This is a genomic window from Paraburkholderia agricolaris, assembly GCF_009455635.1.
GTDB lineage: Bacteria > Pseudomonadota > Gammaproteobacteria > Burkholderiales > Burkholderiaceae > Paraburkholderia > Paraburkholderia agricolaris.
In genome coordinates, this window is record NZ_QPER01000002.1 from 3,841,632 (window position 1) to 3,861,317 (window position 19,686).

At 63.3% G+C, this 19,686-nt stretch carries 16 protein-coding genes; 5 read left to right on the forward strand and 11 right to left on the reverse strand.

Translation table 11 applies throughout. The annotated features are described in order from the left end of the window. The first annotated feature begins 56 nt into the window (after positions 1–56). Both GH665_RS38350 and GH665_RS38355 read left to right on the forward strand, forming a co-directional pair. A complete protein-coding gene (locus tag GH665_RS38350) occupies positions 57–1,493 on the forward strand; it encodes an MFS transporter (RefSeq protein ID WP_153142179.1) in 1,437 nt (478 codons plus the stop codon). After that, positions 1,490–2,485, forward strand: coding sequence for a LysR family transcriptional regulator (locus GH665_RS38355; protein WP_153142180.1), 996 nt, complete (start codon positions 1,490–1,492; stop codon positions 2,483–2,485). Before GH665_RS38350 ends, GH665_RS38355 begins: the two co-directional genes overlap by 4 nt. A 39-nt stretch (positions 2,486–2,524) precedes the next feature. Here GH665_RS38355 and GH665_RS38360 read toward each other — a convergent pair whose 3' ends face one another. Next, the gene (locus tag GH665_RS38360; RefSeq protein ID WP_217361956.1) at positions 2,525–3,394 is read right to left on the reverse strand and encodes a LysR family transcriptional regulator; all 870 of its coding nucleotides are present in this window, start codon (positions 3,392–3,394) and stop codon (positions 2,525–2,527) included. 129 nt (positions 3,395–3,523) lie between these two features. On the opposite strand from GH665_RS38360, the gene GH665_RS38365 reads away from it, so the two are divergent. Further along, complete coding sequence (locus GH665_RS38365; RefSeq protein ID WP_153142182.1) at positions 3,524–4,954, forward strand: MFS transporter; 1,431 nt, start codon at positions 3,524–3,526, stop codon at positions 4,952–4,954. Positions 4,955–5,037: 83 nt separating this feature from the next. Here the strand turns inward: GH665_RS38365 and GH665_RS38370 are convergent, their stop codons facing one another. The 7 genes from GH665_RS38370 to GH665_RS38400 all read right to left on the reverse strand — a co-directional run bounded on the left by GH665_RS38370 (position 5,038) and on the right by GH665_RS38400 (position 12,699). Further along, on the reverse strand, positions 5,038–6,240 hold the full coding sequence (locus GH665_RS38370; protein ID WP_153142183.1) for an osmoprotectant ABC transporter ATP-binding protein OsmV: 1,203 nt from the start codon (positions 6,238–6,240) through the stop codon (positions 5,038–5,040). Beyond that, complete coding sequence (locus GH665_RS38375) at positions 6,237–6,890, reverse strand: ABC transporter permease (protein ID WP_028196030.1); 654 nt, start codon at positions 6,888–6,890, stop codon at positions 6,237–6,239. The genes GH665_RS38370 and GH665_RS38375 overlap by 4 nt, the downstream gene beginning before the upstream one ends. 14 nt (positions 6,891–6,904) lie before the next feature. Next, the gene (locus GH665_RS38380) at positions 6,905–7,801 is read right to left on the reverse strand and encodes a glycine betaine ABC transporter substrate-binding protein (RefSeq protein ID WP_153142184.1); all 897 of its coding nucleotides are present in this window, start codon (positions 7,799–7,801) and stop codon (positions 6,905–6,907) included. After that, the gene (locus GH665_RS38385) at positions 7,798–8,514 is read right to left on the reverse strand and encodes an ABC transporter permease (RefSeq protein WP_153142185.1); all 717 of its coding nucleotides are present in this window, start codon (positions 8,512–8,514) and stop codon (positions 7,798–7,800) included. Before GH665_RS38385 ends, GH665_RS38380 begins: the two co-directional genes overlap by 4 nt. 635 nt (positions 8,515–9,149) lie before the next feature. Continuing rightward, positions 9,150–9,950, reverse strand: coding sequence for a methylmalonyl-CoA decarboxylase (scpB, locus tag GH665_RS38390; RefSeq protein WP_153142186.1), 801 nt, complete (start codon positions 9,948–9,950; stop codon positions 9,150–9,152). Between the two features lie 40 nt (positions 9,951–9,990). Further along, the gene (locus GH665_RS38395; RefSeq protein WP_153142187.1) at positions 9,991–11,250 is read right to left on the reverse strand and encodes a CaiB/BaiF CoA transferase family protein; all 1,260 of its coding nucleotides are present in this window, start codon (positions 11,248–11,250) and stop codon (positions 9,991–9,993) included. A gap of 120 nt (positions 11,251–11,370) precedes the next feature. Continuing rightward, positions 11,371–12,699, reverse strand: coding sequence for an MFS transporter (locus tag GH665_RS38400; RefSeq protein ID WP_153142188.1), 1,329 nt, complete (start codon positions 12,697–12,699; stop codon positions 11,371–11,373). A 232-nt stretch (positions 12,700–12,931) separates the two neighbouring features. Here GH665_RS38400 and GH665_RS38405 point away from each other — a divergent pair, with 232 nt between their 5' ends. Then, the gene (locus GH665_RS38405; RefSeq protein ID WP_153142189.1) at positions 12,932–13,849 is read left to right on the forward strand and encodes a LysR substrate-binding domain-containing protein; all 918 of its coding nucleotides are present in this window, start codon (positions 12,932–12,934) and stop codon (positions 13,847–13,849) included. 25 nt (positions 13,850–13,874) lie between these two features. Here the strand turns inward: GH665_RS38405 and GH665_RS38410 are convergent, their stop codons facing one another. After that, positions 13,875–14,774 carry a DMT family transporter gene (locus tag GH665_RS38410; RefSeq protein WP_153142190.1) on the reverse strand — a complete coding sequence of 300 codons (900 nt, stop codon included), beginning with the start codon at positions 14,772–14,774 and terminating at the stop codon, positions 13,875–13,877. Positions 14,775–14,936: 162 nt separating this feature from the next. On the opposite strand from GH665_RS38410, the gene GH665_RS38415 reads away from it, so the two are divergent. Continuing rightward, the gene (locus GH665_RS38415) at positions 14,937–15,857 is read left to right on the forward strand and encodes an AraC family transcriptional regulator (protein WP_153142191.1); all 921 of its coding nucleotides are present in this window, start codon (positions 14,937–14,939) and stop codon (positions 15,855–15,857) included. A 13-nt stretch (positions 15,858–15,870) separates the two neighbouring features. On the opposite strand, the gene GH665_RS38420 is transcribed toward GH665_RS38415, so the two are convergent. After that, entirely contained in the window at positions 15,871–18,891 is a 3,021-nt protein-coding gene (locus GH665_RS38420; protein WP_153142192.1) for an FAD-binding and (Fe-S)-binding domain-containing protein, read from the reverse strand. Between the two features lie 24 nt (positions 18,892–18,915). Next, positions 18,916–19,665, reverse strand: coding sequence for a 2-keto-4-pentenoate hydratase (locus GH665_RS38425; RefSeq protein ID WP_153142193.1), 750 nt, complete (start codon positions 19,663–19,665; stop codon positions 18,916–18,918). Positions 19,666–19,686: the final 21 nt, after the last annotated feature.

Below are 19,686 nucleotides of genomic sequence, written 5' to 3' on the forward strand. Positions count from 1 at the left end.
TTATTATCCAAGCCAATACTTGCATAATAAGCCAGCCCCGCACGGCTGTCCATGATATGAAAAATCTGCAATCGGATGTGCCGGCCTGGGGCGATCTGCTCAGCGGCAGTAACGGCTGGAAGGCGCTCGGTCTCGCCGGCGGCGTCGCGCTGCATGCCACCAATGTGTACGTGGCGACCACGATCCTGCCTTCGGTCGTGCATGACATCGGCGGGCTCGAACTGTACGCGTGGAACACCACGCTGTTCGTGGTCGCGTCAATTCTGGGTTCGGTGTTGTCGGTGCGCCTGCTCGCGGTGCTCGGCGCACGCTCCGCATACTTTTGCGCGCTGGCGGTGTTCGCGTTGGGCACCGTGGTGTGCGCGATTGCACCGTCAATGCCCTGGATGCTCGCCGGCCGCACGCTGCAAGGTCTCGGTGGCGGCATTCTGCTCGCCCTCAGTTATGCGCTGATTCGCGTGGTGTTCGAAGAACGCCTGTGGCCGCGAGCAATGGGGCTGGTCTCAGGTATGTGGGGCGTGGCGACCTTGTGCGGTCCAGCGGTCGGCGGCATCTTCGCGCAGCTCGGCGATTGGCGCCTGGCATTCTGGGTATTGCTGCCGGTTGTGCTGCTGCTCGCCGTGATCGTGCATCGCGAGGTCGACGACAAACGCACCCATGGCGACGCGGCGGCGCAGCCGATCCCGTTGCTGAAGGTCAGCCTGCTTGGCGCTTCGGTTCTGGTGATTTCCCTCGCCGCCCTGACCGAAGACATGCGCTGGAACGCACTCGGCGTCATCGCCGGCCTGGGGCTCGTATGGCTGCTCGCCAGACTCGAACGCAGCGGCGCCGCCCTGCGCCTGCTGCCGAGCGGCTCGTTCTCGATTCGCACGCGAATCGGCAGCATCTACGCCTGCATGAGTCTGCTCGGTATCGGCGTGACGAGTGAAATCTTCGTGCCGTATTTCCTGCAGACGATCCACGGACGTTCGCCGCTGGCCGCCGGTTATCTGACAGCGTTGATGGCAGCCGGCTGGTCGGTCGGTTCGATGTTCAGCGCGGGCCGCTCCGCCACCGTAGCGCAGCGTCTGAGCCGCGCCGGTCCGCTGGTCGCGGCACTCGGACTCGCCGCCCTCGCGTGGCTGATGCCTATCGCCGGGTTGTTCGACGGCTCGGCTGGCACGCTCGCCTTGTGCGCGGCGCTCACGAGCGTCGGGCTGGGTGTCGGGATCGGCTGGCCGCATCTGCTCACCCGGGTGTTTACCGCCGCGCAGCCAGGCGAAGAGAACCTCGCGTCACTCTCGATCACCACCATTCAACTGTTCGCGATGGCGTTCGGCTCGGCGCTCGCGGGCCTCGTCGCAAATGGCGCCGGTCTGACGACCCTCGCCCCGCTGCCGGGTGCGCAACACACCGCGTTCTGGCTGTTCGCGACGTTCGCGTTCGCGCCTCTGCTCGCGGCAGGGCTGATCCGCCAACGCCCGCAAGCGCGCCTTACCGGAGAAGCATCGTGATAGATCGAGTCCAGGCCATGCGGATCTTCGTGCGCATCGTCGACGCCAGCAGTTTCACGCGCGCCGCCGAATCCCTCGAAATTCCGCGCGCCACCGCGACAACCACCGTGCAGGCGCTCGAGTCCCTGCTCGGCGTGCAATTGCTGGTACGCACGACGCGCAAGGTCACGGTGACCGCGGAAGGCGCCGCGTACTACGAACGCTGCGCGCAGATTCTCGCCGCGATTGAAGAGGTCGAATCGGGCCTGTTCAACCGTCCGGAGAATTTGCGCGGCCGCTTGCGCGTGGCAATGCCGGGGATGATCGCCGCGTCGATCGTGGTGCCCGCGCTGGCCTCGTTCCGTGCGCTGCATCCGCATGTCGAGCTGGCGCTCAGCGTGATTCAGCGTGCCCTCGATCCCGTCAGCGAAAGCGTGGATTGCAGCATCGAGCTGGGCGAGTTGCCCGACTCACGGCTGCTCGCGCGCCGCCTCGGGTTGCTCGAACGCGTCACCTGCGCGAGCCCGGCATATCTGGCGCGCTTCGGCCAACCGAGGCATCTCGACGATCTCTCGGGTCACGTCGCGGTGAACTGGCTGTCGACGCAAACCGGGCGGCGTGTGGACTTCGATTTCAGCGTGGCAAGGCGGCCGAGCAAGGTGAAGGTGGACAGCTTCGTTCACGTGAACGATGAACACACCTATCTCGCCTGCGGTCTTGAAGGCCTGGGGCTGATTCAGCCCGGGCGCGCCACTGTCGCGCCGTATCTGGCATCCGGACAGTTGATCGAGGTCCTGCCGAAGTGCAAGCCCACAGCAATTCCCATCTCTGTGACGTATGTGAAAAGCCGGCAGATTTCGCCGCGCGTGAGGGCGTTTGTCGACTGGCTCGCCGAGATTTTTGAAAATGCGCCGGGGACGGTCAAGGCATCGCCACCGCTAGCCGAACCGCCGTTCTGGCCCGTACTCGATGCGCAGCAAGGGTGTTACGACGTCGATACGGCATCGCGTTAGGGCGCATTGGCAGCACCAGCAGCACCGGCACTGCTCGCCTCAACGCGCCTGCGCGAACTCCTCGGCCACGGCCGCAATCAACACCTGAATCCGCGCGGTCTTGTACAGATCGGCATGCGCGACCACCCAGACGTCGAACGGCTCCGCGCGATGCGGCATCACACGCACCAGCTCCGGTTCGTAATCGGCGCGAAAACACGGCAGCTCGGCAATCCCGAAACCGGCAAGGGTGGCTTCGAACAGCATCGCGGTAGATTGCGTCTGGAACACGAGACGCCCACGCGAAGTCGGTTCTCCGCACAGAGCCGCCCACATCGACGGCGAGACCGGCTGTTGATACATCACCAGATCCTGACCTTCGAATGCCTCGCCTTCGCGCGGCTCGCCGCGTGCGGCAATGTATTCGCGCGACGCGTAAATGCCGACCTCCAGTTGCGCGAGCTTGCGCGCGATCAGGTCCGGTGCATCGGGCCGCAGTGTGCGGATCGCCACATCGGCTTCACGCCGCGTCAGATTGCTGATCTGCGCGGACGTCACGCACACGATCTCGATGCACGGATGCGCGCGCCGTACCTTGGCGATGGCCGGCACCACGAAACGTTTGCCGAGTGAATCGGTGGTGGCGACGCGGATCGTGCCCGCCAGCCGGTCGTCGAGTCCGGCAATCCGCCGCTCGATCGACAAAGCCGCCTGCTCCATCGTCTCGGCCGCGCCGAGCAAGGCCTCGCCAGCCGGCGTCAGCACGAACAGGGCGGGGGTACGCAGAAACAGCGTTGTCGAAAGCGTTTCTTCGAGCGCGGCGATTCGCCGGCCAACCGTTGCCTGGTCGACACCGAGTTGTGCGGCCGCGCCGCGCAGTGTGCCTGTACGCGCCACAGCGAGAAAAAATCGTGCGTTGTCCCAGTTGATCATTGGTTGCGCTATCCGTGATGCATCTTTGCATCATACACATGCGAAATCACCGCTTTATTGCATTCCTGCAAGTGACTAGACTTCGTCGATCGATTCAATTGCAGATCTGGCCCAAGGAAACGCGCGATGACCGAATGCGCCGCTGAACAAACGCTGCCAACCGAGCTGGCCGACAGGGAACGTGCCGCAAAGCGGCGGCGCCTGACGCTCGCGCTGGTGGCGAGCGGCATGTTCATGGCCGTGCTCGACACCACCATCGTCAACGTCGCCCTGCCCGCGATGCACATGAGCCTGGGCGCGTCAGTAGGCGGCCTCGCGTGGATCGTCGATGCGTATACGCTGAGTTTCGCCGCACTGATCCTGGCAGGCGGCGTCGCGTCCGACCGCTTCGGTGCAAAGGCGGTGTATCTGTGGGGACTTGCGTTGTTCGTTGTTGCCTCGGCAGCCTGCGGACTGGCGCCGACCGTCGGCGCGCTGGTCGCCGCGCGTTTCGTGCAAGGCAGCGGCGCAGCGCTGTTCCTGCCGGCGTCGCTCGCCATCGTGCGCAGCACCTTCGAGGACCCCGCCGAACGTGGGCGTGCTATCGCGGCATGGGCAGGGATTGCATCGGTCGCGGCGGCGATCGGGCCGGTGCTGGGCGGCCTCCTCGTGCAAGGGTTCGGCTGGCGCAGTGCGTTTCTGATCAATGTGCCGACGGGTATCGTTGCGTTCGCTGGCGCGTGGGTGGTCGTGCGGCACGCGACGCGCAGCGTCGGGCGCCATTTCGACTGGAGTGGGCAGTTGGCGAGCATCGTCGCGCTCGGCGCACTCTGCTATGCGGCGATCGAATTACCGTCACGCGGGATCGCTGCGCCTGAGGTGTGGGGCGCGGCGTTGCTCGCCGTTCTGGCTGTGTTGGCGCTCGTTGTTGTCGAGCGGCGCGTGCGTCATCCTATGGTGCCTCTCGAGTGGTTCAGCAATCGTCTGTTCGTGACAATGAATGCGATGGGCACGCTCGTGTACGTCGGCTACTTCGGCTTGTTGTTCGAGTTGAGCCTGTATCTGCACGGCGAGTTCGGTTTCAACGCGCGGCAGATCGGTCTTACGTTGTTGCCGCTCGCCGGCAGCCTGTCGCTTGGCAACGTGCTAGCCGGCAAGTTGCATGGGCGCTTCACCGCAACGCAATTCATGACAACCGGACTCGCGCTGGCCGCTCTTGCGGTACCGGCAATGGCAATGAGTCTGGAATGGCGTGCGCCGTGGGTCGTGACGTATGCGGCGATGGTGATGTTCGGCGGCGGGACGGCGTTGTCGGTGCCGCCGATGATCTCGACCGTGCTGGAACAGGTGCCCGGCGAGTTGGCAGGTGTGGCCTCGGGCGTGCTGAATGCGTTGCGGCAGGCAGGCGGCCTCGTCGGCGTCGCGATGGCGGGTGCGGCGACGATTCTGGCGCCGCATGTGTCGACATCGTTGTGGTGGGTTGCTGGAATGGGGCTAGCGACGTATGCGAGCGCAGCGGCTTTGGCCGCGTTCGCGGCCTTCGCGCCGGCGTGGAACGAAGGCCGGCGCGCGGCTTGAGTTATTTCTCGCCTGGCGCGGCCGACGCTTCAGTCGTAGCGTGGGCCACGCGCCGCCCGCTCAACCAACGGTGGTTCCGAATCTCAACTGTGCTCTGACGCCGCCGCGTGAGCAGCGGCCGCTTCCGCCGCGGCCAAGGCAGGCGACACGATCGCCGCCTGACCGGTCTGCCGGCGCGAGCGGCCTGAACTCAGATAGTCGGCGATTGAATCTTGCGTGACTTCGCCGACGTAACGACCGTCGCCATCCAGCACCGGCATCCACGACGAGTTGAACTGATACATCTTCGACAGCACGATGCGCAGATGCTCGTCGGCGCTCACCGTTGCCTTGAACTCGCTCAGATGCTCGCCACACACACCCTGCCCCGCGCGCGCGGCACGGCGCGTCACGTAACCGAGCGCCTGCTGGTTATCGTCGACGATGGTCAGGTAGCGGTTATCGCTGTCGTCCATCATCTGGAACGCGCGCGTAAGCGGCATATCGGCACAGGCGGTTTCCGGCTGCGTCGCGGCATCACCGGCCTTGACCAGCAGCAGGCGCTTCAACGTGCTGTCCTGACCGACAAACGCGCCGACAAACTCATCGCGCGGGTGCGCCAGCAGCGTGTCCGGATGATCGTATTGCACTAATTGCCCGCGGCGGAACACCGCGACGCGATCGCCGAGCTTGATCGCTTCGTCGATATCGTGGCTCACCATGATCACCGTCTTGTTCAACTGACGCTGCATCTGGAAGAACTCGTTCTGGATCGACTCGCGATTGATCGGGTCAACCGCGCCGAACGGCTCGTCCATCAACAGCACCGGCGGATCGGCAGCCAACGCGCGAATCACGCCGATCCGCTGCTGCTGCCCGCCCGACAACTCGCGCGGATAGCGCTTCAGATACTGCTTCGGATCGAGTGCGACCATCGACATCAACTCGGTTGCGCGCTCGCGGCAGCGCTTCTTGTCCCAGCCGAGCAGACGCGGAACGACCGTGATGTTCTCTTCGATCGTCATGTTCGGGAACAAGCCGATCTGCTGGATCACATAGCCGATATGGCGGCGCAGTTCCACTTCGTTCAACGCCGAGGTGTCCTCGCCGTTAATCAGCACGCGGCCCGAGGTCGGCGCAATCAGACGGTTGATCATCTTCAACGTGGTGGTCTTGCCGCAGCCCGACGGTCCGAGAAACACGCAGATTTCTCCTTCGCCGACAGTGAGGCTCACCGAGTCGACGGCGCGTACCTGCTGGCCGTCTTTCTGCGTAAACGTCTTGGTCAGTTTGTCGAGTTCGATCATGTCTTTTGTACTCCCTTCGGTGTCAGCAAGCGTTGCAGCGCTTGCAGCAGCAAGTCGGCGACGATCGCGAGCACGCTCACGAGCACCGCGCCTACCAATAGTTTCATCATGTTGCTCTGGCCGATCGCGCGGATGATCAGCGTGCCGAGGCCGCCCGCGCCGATCACCGCGGCAATCGTCATCACGCCGATGTTCATCACCACCGCCGTGCGCACGCCGCCGAGAATCACCGGCACTGCAAGCGGCAAATCGACGAGGCGCAAGCGTTGCCAATCCGTCATGCCGATGCCAATACCGGCTTCCTTGATACCGGCGTCCACGTTGCGTAGCGCAAGGTAGGTGTTACGCATGATCGGCAGCAGCGAGTAAAGGAACACGGCGGTGATCGCGGGTACCGCGCCGATGCCCTGGCCGAAGCGCGAGAACACGGGAATCATCAAGCCGAACAGCGCGATTGACGGCAAGGTCAGCACCACCGTTGCAACGCTCAACAGCGGCGCGGCAAGCCACTCATGCCGGTTGATCAGGATACCAAGGGGTACGCCGACGATAATTGCGCATCCCACCGCGATACCCACCAGCCAGATGTGCTGGACGGTCAGTTGCAGAAGCTCCGGCCAGTTGGCCGATAAGTAGTCGAATACAGTCATATCAAGGTCTCCGCTCAGGGCAGCTTGTGCGTGCGCAGGAACTCCGCTGCGACTTCACGCACCGGCTTGCCGTCGATGTCGACCTGCTTGTTCATCTCCAGCATGGCGTCGTTGTTCAGCGCGTCGGACAGCGCGTTCAACTGCGCGGCGAGTTGCGGGTTCTGGTCGAGGATCGGTTTGCGCACCACCGGCGTGGCGTTATACGCGGGGAAATAGTGGCGGTCGTCTTCGAGCGGCACGATGTTGAAACCCTTCACGCGGCCGTCCGTCGTATAGATCAGACCGATCGGCACCTGGTTGTTATGCAGCGCCGTGTAGACGAGGCCCGGATCCATCTGACGCGTTTCCGCGCGGCTGAACTGCATGCCGTAGGCGGCTTCCAGCGGCTTCAAACCGTCCGGACGATTGGCGAATTCCGCATCCATCGCGAACACGTGCTTCTTCTTCGGCTCGGCGGCGATCTTCGCGGCGAGTTGCGAAATCGTGCGGATGCCGGTTTGCTGCGCTACCTGCTGCGGCAAACCGAGCGCGTAGGTGTTGTTCAACGGCGAGCAGTCGAGCCAGACGAGGCCACGTTTTGCATCGAGTGCTTTCACGCGCTCGTACATCGTCTTCGGATCGAGCTTCTCGGTGATCTTGTTGTAGACAATCGCGGCCGTGCCGGTGTATTCCCACGTGATGTCGACCTGGCCGTTCTCCTGCGCACTGCGCAACAGCGTGCTGCCGAGACCGGTGCGGGCGTCGACCGTGTAGCCCTTCGCGCGCAGATACTGCGAGGTGATTTCGGTCAGGACGTATTGCTCGGTGAAGTTCTTGCCACCGAGTACCAGGGTGGCCGCACTTGCATGGAGGCTGGTGAAGAGCAGCGCACCGGCTGCGATCCAGCGGCTGCGTTTGAACAGATTCATCATGTCGTCACCCCGCGTCGTGCGAGCAGGTAGCGGCTGCCGGCCGAGACGATGCCGTCGAGCACCAGCGCGAGAATCGCGGTGGCCGCGGCGCCGAGCAAAAGCTGCTGCTGGTTGTTCAGATAGATGCCTGGGAAGATCAGCGTGCCGAGGCTGTCCGCGCCGATGAGATACGCGAGCGGTGCGCTGCCCACGTTGATCGCAAGCGCCGTCCGCACGCCGCCGATGATGATCGGCATCGCGTTGGGTAGCTCCACACGCACCAGCGACTGCCAGCCGGTCATGCCGAGACCTCGGGCTGCTTCACGCAAGGCGGGCGACACGCTTTTCATGCCTTCGTAGGCGTTACGGGTGATCGGCAGCAACGATGCGAGAAACAGCGCGACCAACGCAGGTATATCGCCAATGCCGAAGATGCCGAGCGCGATCGCCAGCACTGCCAACGATGGGATCGTGTTGCCGATGTTGAAGATCTGCATGAAACGTTCGGCATGACGCGCGAACGACGGCCGGCTGAGCAGCACGCCGCAGGGGATGCCGACCAGCAGTGCGAGCGCCATCGAGTAACCGACCAGCAGCAGATGCCGTTTCGTGTAATAGACGAGATCGGGTGCGTACTGGTGCAATGCGCCGGGGTCGATCGCGCGGCACAGCAGCGCGATGACAATGCCGATGGCGACAAGACTGCCGATCAGTCTGGCAGGACGTTGAATCATGAAGATGCGCCTCCTTGTTCGAGCGACGCGCGGAAATAGCCACGCCGCACAGGCGTCGTGATGACGCTGCGAATGGGAAGTTCGGGACGCGGCTAGTGCCGCGAATTGAACCGAGTGGTGCCGGGGAGTCTGTTTTTTCCTCGGCGCGAGGGCGGTGGTTTTGCTTTCGCCTTCGGTGGCTTGCCAGTCAGCGAAGACTGGTGCCAGATCCATCGATGATGCGGATAGCTACGCCAGGTAGCTTGGCCGCTTAACGGGGGCTGAGGCCCCTGAGGTGCTGGTTTTTGATCTGCGGTAGGCCGAATGCGATTTACTGCTAATTTGCACTCAACCCCTTCTAACTTGAGCTATGTAGCTGGAATTTCACGGTTAGGATGCTGGGATTATACGGATGTTGGGTAGCTTCGTCTACCCATGTGGTTAATCCATAGCATTTACGCTGCTGCTTTCCGGGCAATCTGGGGGCATCTTTTCTCGTTCTGTTTGTGGTCTATCAGCGTTGCCCCGTGCGGGGCGCCCGCCCTTTTGCCCCCGGAAAAGCTCACCGGCTGGTTCTTTCCCGGCTCCCGAAAACGCTCACCTTGAACCCTGCCGATGCGTGCGGCACGCATTCATCACCCCGGCAGACTCATGGTTCACTTGCCGCCAAACACCGGAGGCCGCCGCTCCGAAAACGCGGCCAGTCCCTCGCTGAAATCTGCGCTCTCGCACGCCTGTCGGCGAAGCTCGGCAATCTGTTCCATCGCCTGCACAGGCATGGGTTGGAGGTCCTCGAGTATCCGCAGTTGCTCCTTCACCGCCTGGATCGCCAGCGGCGCTTTGCTCGCTATTCCCCGCGCCATTTCAAGCGCCGTTGCTTCCAGTTTGTCGCTGTCGACCAAGAGGTTGATCACGCCGAAGCGCTCGGCGCGCGCAGCGTCGAGTGGCTGCGCGCTGAAGAACATTTCCTTCAGCACGTGAATCGGCACATTGTTGAAGAATCGCAGCAGGCCGCTCGTCGTGTAAGGCAAGCCAATGTTCGCCGGCGTCATCGCGAAGCGCGCGTTGCCGTCGGCAACGACCAGGTCGCAACTCATCGCCAGATCGACCGCGCCGCCCCACGCGGAACCCGATACCATCGCGATCACCACGCCCGGGTACGCACGCACGCGGCGCAATACCTGCTCCAACGGCTTGCCGTACGCAATCGGATCGCGGTCGTGCATCAACTCGCCAAGATCGTGGCCCGCGCTCCAAACGTCCTGCCCGATGCCACTGCCCAGTATCACGACCGGAATTCGCCGCGCAGCAAGCTCGCAGAGGTGCGAGTCGAGTGCCTGCAATAACTCCGCGCTGAGCGCATTCCTGCGCGTAGGATGGCTGAACGTTAAACGTGCGATCCGTTCATCCGCTATCTCAACTGTTACCGTGAACGGCAACGCGTTCGGTGTGTTCATTGTGTGACCTCTACAGCATGTTTCAAGATTTGCATCCTGCTCATTGGGTAACGCCAGCCTCGCGCTCCCCAGCCTTCTCCTTCGACAGATACTCGCCCTGTTGATGCACCGCTTTAGCGGCAAGCAACGCCTTGATCGAAACCTCGTCGAAACCCGCTTCGCGCAATACGTCGACAGTATGTTCGCCAAGACCCGGCGGCGCATGCCGGCTGATGTGAGACGAAGCCTCACCCGGTATCGTCGAACCCGATATCGGCGTGACGACCTGGCGCAGCGCGCCGAGTGTCGGATGCTCGACCGTTTCCACCAATCGGCAATGCTGCACCTGAGGGTCGGCAAATACTTCGTCTAACGTATTGATCGGCCCGGCCGGCAATCCCACGCCGATGAAAAGTTCAGTCCACTCCCTTTTGCTACGCGTCTTTAAACGCGTTTCCAGTGCCACCTTCAATTCGTCGCGATGCGCGACGCGGGCTTCGTTGGTCGCGAAGCGGGGGTCGTCCGGCAACGTGGGTAAATCCAGCAACTGGCACAAGCGCAGCCACATGTCCGACGTAATCGGCGCGATGTTGAGCGGGCCATCGGCGGTTTCGAATACGCCATAGGGCGCGATCACCGCATGCGCGTTGCCGGTGCGGCGTGGAATGTCGCCAAGGCTCAGGTAGCGCTGCCCATGCACGCTCAAAAGCCCCACCAGACTCGCAAGCAACGAGGTGCTCACATGCTGGCCACGCCCGGTTCGCTCGCGCTCCAATAACGCGGACAGGATCGCCATCGCGAGCCACATGCCCGAACTCAGATCGCCGATCGCGGTACCGGTACGCGTGGGGTCGCCATCGGCGAAACCGGTCAGGCTCATCAGGCCGGAATACCCTTGCGCAATCTGGTCGAAACCGGGCCAGCCGCTCATCGGACCATCCGCGCCAAATGCATTGATGCTGCCCATCACCAGCCGCGGATTACGCGCGCTGAGCACGTCGTAACCGAGCCCCATGCTGTCGATGGTGCCAGGCTTGAAGTTCTCGATCACCACGTCGGCATCGTCGATCAGCCGATGAATCGCCGCCAGTCCCTCGGGGTTGCGAAAGTCGATGCACACGCCGCGCTTGTTGCGATTGCAGGAGAGATAGTAGGTACTCACACCACGGTCGAATGGCCCCCAGGTCCGGCTCATATCGCCGCCCGGACCCGGTTCGACCTTGATGACATCCGCGCCGAGATCGGCCAGCACCATGGAGCAGAACGGCCCCGACAGCGCACGGCTCAGTTCGACGACCTTGATTCCTTGTAACGCTTGCATTCAGTTCTCCAGCGAATTGATGACGGCTGCGAATAGCCTGTGTGACGCGCTTGCGCGCTGCCCGCACTGCAACACCCAAAGACCGGCGCGGGCAGCACGACCGATGCGCTCGGCGAGGCGCTATTCCGGCAACGTCTGATGACGGGTCTCGACAGCAAACGGCAAGATCAGCAGGCCGATCCCAAAGGCCACTGCGGTCCACGCAATCGGCAACCCGAGCGAGCCTTGCCAATGAATCGCGGCAGCCAGCAGGAAGTTCACACCGGCGCCGAGCAGGCGGCCCACCGACGCGTTGAAGGCAAACGCGGTGGCGCGTATCCGGGTCGGGTATTGCTCGGGCAGCCACAGCGAGAAAATCGCGAAATTGCCGCCGAAGAAGCCGAGAAACAGCAGCGACACCATGAACAGGTTGAGTCCGTTCGGCAGATAGAAGACCCAGCCGAAAGCGAACACGATCGACACCGCCATGCCGGCGAAGTACACCCCCAGCGCGACGCGGCGCCCAAGCCGCTCTGCCAGCCACGGCGCAGCGAGGCAGCCGAGGATCGTCCCGACCGACAACACCGCGGCGCCGATCGAAGCAAGATGCACCGCGCCGACGCGGTCGATGCCGGCGCGTGTCGCCAGCGTCACGACGGCGCTCGCTTCGTAGACCGACCCGGCCCACAGGCCGATGATCGCGACGCCCACGAGACTCGCACTCGTCAACGTGCGACGCAGATAGGCCGGTGCGAATATCTCCATCAGCGGCCGGCGTTTCGGCGCGGCTGCGGCGTTCGTCTGACCGACTCCATGCGTGGCCTTGCGCCACTGCCTTGGCTCTTTCACCCTGAGCACCGTGAAAATCGCCAGCAACGCCGGAGCGAGGCCGCACAGGAACATCGCGCGCCAGCCATACGTCGCGCCGACCGTGTAGTTCAACAAAGCAGCAAGGAAAAAACCAACGTAGTAACCGGTCTGCAAATAGCCCGCCCCCATCTTGCGGCGATCTTCCGGCCAGCTCTCGGCAACATAGGTCCCCGCCAGCGCCCATTCGCCGCCCACGCCGATGCCTGCAATCAGCCGGAAGGCGGCCAATTCCCAGACGTTGTGCGCGAACGCCGCGGCGCCGGTGAACACTGAATAGATCAGAATGCTCGCGGCCAAGGTCTTGACCCTGCCAAAACGGTCGGCGAGCGGCCCCCAGATGAACGACAGCCCCCAGCCGATCAGAAACAGCGCAAACAGGATCGAGCCGTACATGCCCAGATTGCCTGGCGTCGCGGCAATCCCGGAGTTGGGCAGCAATTCGGTGAGCGCCGGAATCAGCACCAGCGCGTAGATCACGGAATCCACGCCGTCCAGCACCCATCCCGAGTAAACCGCCCAGAATCCGCCAATCTGCTCGCGGGTGAGAGGCGTGCGCCCGGCTTTGAGCCCGGGCGTCGATGCGGTGATCGCTTTAGCCATTCTTGTCTCCTGTGTCGACCAGAGTTCGCGCTTTAGCGCGCTACCCGGGTCCCATGCAACATGGTTGCCGCCGACGGACGCCGGCCGTTTTGAAGCTGCGCCGGACAGCTCACGCTGGGCACGCTTCGGTTTTTTGTGAGTCGAGTATAAGAACCCACTCGATAATCTAAAAATATGATATTTCTCTAGCTCAATCGGATTTCGTTATGGGATGAAGGAGCGAGCGACGAGCATGGACCTGCGGCAACTGCGGTATTTCGTCAAAGTGGTGGAGTTCGGCAACGTCACGCGCGCGAGCGAGGCACTGCATATCGCCCAGCCCGCGATCAGCCAGCAGATGCGTAATCTGGAACGCGATCTGGGGATGCAGTTGCTCGAGCGCAGCGTGCAGGGCGTGGCGCCCACCGCAGCCGGGCAAACGCTGTACCGTCACGCGATCGAGTTGCTGCGGCAGGCCGACAGCACGCGCGAGCTGCTGCGGCAAGACGCGGAGCTACCGCAGGGCAAAGTGTCGGTTGCCATGCCGTCGAGCACGGCGCGGATGGTGGCGATCCCGCTTGCACGCACGATTCGCGACCGCTTCCCAGGCATCGCGCTGGAACTGCTCGAAGCGCCGAGCGCGGAACTCGGCAGTCTGATCGGCAGCGGCAGAGTGGAATTGGCGGTGGTGGTGGACGCAGTCGAAACGCGCGGGGTCGCCGCGCAGAAGCTGCTCGCCGAGGTGCTCTATCTGATCGCATGGCCGGAGTTTCAGATGCCACGCGAGCCGGTGTCGATCGCCGAACTCGGGCGTATGCCGCTGATTCTGCCGAGCGCGCCGAATACGATTCGCAGCCGCGTCGAGTGGGCGCTGCGCGAAGCCGGGCTGCCGTGCGAGATTCTGTTCGAAGCCAGTTCCACCGCGCTGCTGTTCGCCGCGGTGATGGCAAAGTTAGGTGTGACGATCCTGCCGTGGACGGCCGCGCACGTCGAACTCGACGAGCACAAGCTCAAGCTTGCCAAGGTCGATCACCCGCTTTTCTCGCGCGAGCTGTCGCTCTGCTGGCACGACACGGCGTTGCTGAGCAATGCCGTGCAGAAGGTCAAGGCGACGATACTCGAACTGTTCGACAGCCTTGGCAAGCGGCCGGAGTGGGCCGCGGCGGATTAAGGCACAGCCACAAAGCGCGGTGCGGTCAGGACGCGTTCACGCGCCGCGCAAAGAGTCGCCGCGTGAGATCGAATGCCACCAGATTCCCCGCCACCACCAGCAGGAGCCCGAGCACCGCCAACGCGGACCATCGGTAGCCCTCGAATATCGTCGAGACAGCAAGCGCCACGATCGGAAACAGCACGGTGCAGTAAGCGGCCCGCTCCGGTCCCATGCGTCCGACCAGCATCAGGTACGCCGTAAAACCGATCACCGAGCCGAAGATCGCCAGATAAGCGAGCGCGCCGAGATAACGCACGCCGGGCTCGATAGAGAACGAGAAACCGGCCAGCACGCTTCCCACCGTCAGGATGCTGGCGCCGATCAGCATGGCCCAGCTATTGGTGGCGAACGGGTGCAAGCCCATCGATTGCATCCGGCTGGACAGCAGATTGCCGGCCGAAAAGCACAAGGTGCCAAGGAATGCGATAGCGAGCCCTAACCATACCGCGTGGTCGCCCAGGTGCCCGGCCATCTGCTGAACGAACAGGCAGACGATGCCGACCAGCCCCAATGCCGCCCCGGCAATCGCCGACGGCTGCAAAGGACGGCCCATGAACAACCGGCCGTTGATCGAATTCAGCAGCGGCGCGGTAGAAAACACCACCGCGACGAGGCCGCTCGGCACCACCTGTTCCGCGTAGTAGAAGCACAGAAAGTTCAGACAGAAGAGCGCCAGACCTTGCGCGGCAAGAAAGCGCCACGCGGCGCGCGGCGGCCAGATCGGCCGGCGCATGATGCGCAGCAGCGCGAACAGCACCAGTGCCGCGATCCAGAAACGCCACGCAATCGACACCGGCGGCGGTACCGAACCCAATTGCCATTTGATCGCGATCCACGTGGTGCCCCAGATCAGCACGGTGGCGGCATAGAGCAAAAAATTCATGACGAAGCCTGTGGCAGCAATAAGGGAGAGCCCCACTATGCTGCGGTGCCGGCAAAGGCAGTTGTCCAGGATTGCGCACTTTTTCGGGGTGATACACCGCCCGCGACCGCTCGCCGTATACTGGCTGCTCGCCCTGTCATCGAATGCATCCCGCTCGTCTCTGTGAACGCCACCCTGCCCGCCTCCGTGATCGAATCCACTGAAACGCCGTTCGGCCTTCAGTCGGTTTGTCACACGCTGCAGAGCGCCAATGCGAATCTCGAACGCTTCGCGTGGCTGGGCGACCGACTCGCCATCGCCGTCTGGACCCGCGACACCGAGGAAGCCGAAACCATCTATGAGCGGCCCGGCCATCACACGCTGTCGTGCTATCTGGATGGCGGCTATCGCACCGAGCGTCAGAAAATGCCCGGGCGCTATGGCGCGCCGTCGCGGCTCTGCGCGTTGCCCGGCGAGCATGAATCGCGCTGGTGGGTGCGCGGCCACATGCATTTCATGCATCTGTACTTCCTGCCTGAACACTTCACGCAGCGCGCCGTGCAGGAACTCGATCGCGAGCCGCGCGAACTGACGCTGGCCGATCGCACCTATTTCGAAGACGCCCGCATCGCGAGCCTGTGTCAATCGCTCGCCAACGAAGACTGGCAGGACCCCGATGGCCTGCTGCGGACCAACGAGGCCGCGCATCAGGTCTTGAGTCTGCTGCTGCGCGCACAAGGCGTGCGCCGCACGGATGCATCGCTGAAGGGCGGTTTGTCGGTTGCGACCCGGCGGCGCTTGCGCGATTACATCGAGAACCATCTCGCGCAAACGCTCACGCTCGGCGAGCTTGCCGGTGTGGCGGCACTATCCGAGTTCCATCTCGCGCGCATGTTCCGCACGTCGTTCGGACTCCCGCCCGCGGCCTGGATCGCGCAGCAACGGCTCGACCGCGCCCGCACGCTGCTGCGCACCACGAGGCTGCCGCTCGCACAAGTCGCCGAACAATGCGGCTATGCGAACGCCAGCCACTTCAGCCATCGCTTTCGTGAAAACGTCGGCGTGGCGCCGGCGGCGTATCGACAGGTGGTCGGCGCCGCCTAGTGGCTCACCGCCCTCACTGCAAAGCCATCGCCAGCACACGCGCGACATGAATCGCGTCGACGCCCGCGCCATCGTGAATCTGATGCCGGCAACTCGTGCCGTCCGCGACCATCACCGTATTGCCATCGATCTTGCGCACCGCCGGCAGTAGTGAGAGTTCCGCCATTGCCTGCGATGTCGCGTAATGCTCGGCTTCGTAGCCGAAGCTGCCCGCCATTCCGCAGCACGACGATTCCACCGTCGACACCTTGAGATCAGGAATCCACTTCAGCACGGTTTGCACGGGCGTGAACGCATCGAAAGCCTTTTGGTGGCAGTGACCATGTACGAGCGCCTGCTCCTTTGCTAACGGCTTCAATGCGAGTTGCAAGCGGCCGGCTTTTTCCTCGCGCACCAGAAACTCTTCGAACAGAAACGCCTGTTTCGAAAGCCGTTGCGCTTCTTCGCCGAAACCGTAGTGCAGAAACTCGTCGCGCAACGACAGCAAACACGACGGCTCCAATCCGACGATCGGCACGCCGCGCTCGACAAAAGGTTTGAACAGATCGAGCATGCGCCGCGCTTCCTGCTTCGCTTCATCGACCAGACCGGCCGCGAGGAAGGTTCGGCCGCAGCACACTGGCCGCTCGCCTTGGCGCGTATTGAAGTGCACCGTGTAGCCGGCGGCTTCCAGCACCTGTTGCGCGGCGCGTGCGTTCTCGGGCTCCATGTTGTTGTTGAACGTATCGACGAACAGCAGCACTTCTTTCAGCGCGCCGCCTCGAGGCGGCTTCGCCGCCGACGCGCTCGCCAGAAACGATTTCCTGAAACGCGGCAGCGTGCGTTCTGGCGCGAAACCTACCGCCCGCTTGAACCACGCCGACAACACCGGCACGTTATCGGCCAACGCCATCAATCCCGGCACCCGGCTCGCCGTTGCGGCATAGCGCGGCATGAAGGCCACCAGCCTGTCGCGCAGACGCAGTCCATGCCGTTTGACGCGCGCCGCCCGTGCCTCGATCTTGAACTTCGCCATGTCGACGCCCGTCGGGCAATCTCGCTTGCAGCCCTTGCACGAGACGCACAGATCGAGCGTGTCCTTGACGTCGTCGCTGGCGAGTCCTGCTTCGCCGAGTTGCCCGGAGATCGCGAGACGCAACGTGTTCGCGCGTCCTCGTGTCACATGTTGCTCATCCTTCGTCACGCGATAACTCGGGCACATGGTGCCCGCATCGAACTTGCGGCAATGACCGTTGTTGTTGCACATCTCGACGGCCTTCGCGAGACCGCCCGCCAGATCGTTGCCGCTACCCGGCAATGTCTCCTGCCCCGTCAGCGGATCGCGCTCGACGTTCCATGCGGACCAGTCGAGCGCGGTCTCGATCGGACGCGCCGCGTAGCCCGGCGCAAAGCGGAAATTGCGCGCATCGTCCATCTTCGGCGGACGCACGATCTTGTCGGGATTGAAACGATTGTCCGGATCGAACAGCGCCTTGATCTCGGTGAACGCCTGGTTCAGACGCGGCCCGTATTGCCATGCAACCCATTCGCCGCGACACAAGCCGTCGCCGTGTTCGCCCGAATATGCGCCCTTGTATTCACGCACCAGGGCGGCCGCTTCTTCGGCGATCGCGCGCATCTTGAGCGCGCCGTCGCGCCGCATGTCGAGAATCGGCCGCACGTGCAGCGTGCCGACGCTCGCATGCGCGTACCACGTGCCTTCTGTCCCGTGCCGATGGAACACCTCGGTCAGGCGGCTCGTATATTCCGCCAGATGTTCGAGCGGCACCGCGCAATCTTCGATGAAGGAGACCGGCTTGCCGTCGCCCTTCATGCTCATCATGATGTTCAGTCCGGCCTTGCGGACTTCCCACAGCGCTTTCTGTTCGTTCGCGGCAGGCATCTCGACGACCGAATCGGGCAAGCCCAGATCGGCCATGAGTTCAGTGAGTTGCTTGAGCGACGCAAGCTGCTCGTCAGCGTTCTCGCCCGCGAATTCCACCAGCAGGATCGCTTGCGGCTCGCCGACCAGCGCCTTCTCGATCACCGGCCGGAAAGCGGGATTGCTCATCGCCAGATCGATCATCGTGCGATCGACCAGCTCCACGGCCACCGGCTTCAGCTTGACGATGTGCTGCGTGAGATCCATCGCTTGCCAGAAGGTCGGGAAATTCACCACGCCTAGCGTTTTATGCTGAGGCAGCGGCGCGAGCTTCAGCGTCAATTGCCGGCTGAACGCAAGCGTGCCTTCCGAGCCGATCAGCAGATGCGCGAGATTGGCGATACCGTCGTCGGTATAAGCGCGCGGGTTCTGGCAATCGAACAGGTCGATGTTGTAGCCCGCTACGCGCCGCAGCACCTTCGGGATGCGCTCGACGATTTCATCATGCTCGCGCTCGGCAATCCGCTTCACGCCTTCCACGATCTGCTGCAGGCGCGCGCCTTGCGGCGCCTCCAGCAATGACGCGAAATGTGCTTCACTGCCGTCGGCAAGAATCGCGTCGATCGCATCGACGTTGTGCACCATGTTGCCGTATTCGATCGACCGCGAACCGCACGAGTTGTTGCCGGCCATGCCGCCGATCGTGCATTGCGCCGCCGTCGAGACGTCGACGGGGAACCACAGGCCATGCGGTTTCAGCCATGTATTCAGATGGTCCAGCACGACGCCCGGCTCAACCGTCACGGTGCGTGCGTCGGCATCGAACGCGACGATGTTGTTCAACCATTTGCTGGTATCGATAACCAGCGCTTCGCCGACCGTCTGGCCACATTGGCTGGTACCCGCGCCACGCGCGAGCAGCGGCACTTTCTCGCTACGCGCAATCTCCAGCGCGATGCGCAGATCGTCCTGATCGCGCGGCACCACCACGCCGATCGGCACGATCTGATAGATCGACGCGTCGGTCGAATAACGGCCGCGGCTCGCCGCATCGAATAACACGTCGCCGCGCAAAGACTTGCGCAGATGCTGCGCGAGCGGCGTCGTCAGGCGCGCGGCGGACGGCACAAGATGGATCGGCTTGACGAGCAAAGCGGAGGTGGGGTTCGTCATATCGTCGGCCTGGAAGAAAACGGACTAATACAGTGTCAGGCTGATCGGCGCGAGCCCTTCGATGCGCCCGCTGGCCGTGCCCGCGCTCTGCGGGAAAAACATTCCGGTGTACGAACCGGTCGTGACGATCATCTCCGGCGTGATCGCAATGCCGCGCGACGTGGCGTGATTGACAAGCCATGTCAGAAGGCGTCGCGGATCGCCGGCCGGATTGGCGGGCGTCGTCTCGACCACGTCGAGCCCTTCAAAGCTGAACCGCAACGACGGCGTCACAAACGGAAAATCCTCGCGATACGGCGTGAATTCACCGACGATCAGCGCGCCGTGATTCTGCAAATCTGCGAGTTGAGCGAGCTTGTCGACGTCGGGCCAGCCGGCGTACCGGCTCGCCACGATCTCGATGGTCGCGCCGATCGAGCCGATACCGCCGTGCACGTCGGCTTCGCTATAGGGCGTGGCGGATGGCTCGAAACGGCGGCCGAAGCGGAATGCGATCTCCAGTTCGAGTCCCAGCGGCGTAAAGGCTTCGCGCGGCAACCGTGCGCCGTTGGCGTGCAGATCGCTCGCCGGCAGCGGTGCGCCCTGGATCGGGCCGCTGTCGGATTTCGCGCCAATCTTCCAGCCGCTGATCGGCGCGTCCAGCGCGCGCAGAATATCGTGCTGGATCGTGTAGGCGGCGGCGCCGTCTGCCGGCATCTGCGCCGGCGGCAACGCATCGAGCGTCAGGTGATGGCGGCGCGCGTCGGCGAGACGTTGACTCAGTGATGTTGTCATTGCTTTCAAGGCGAAGAGAAG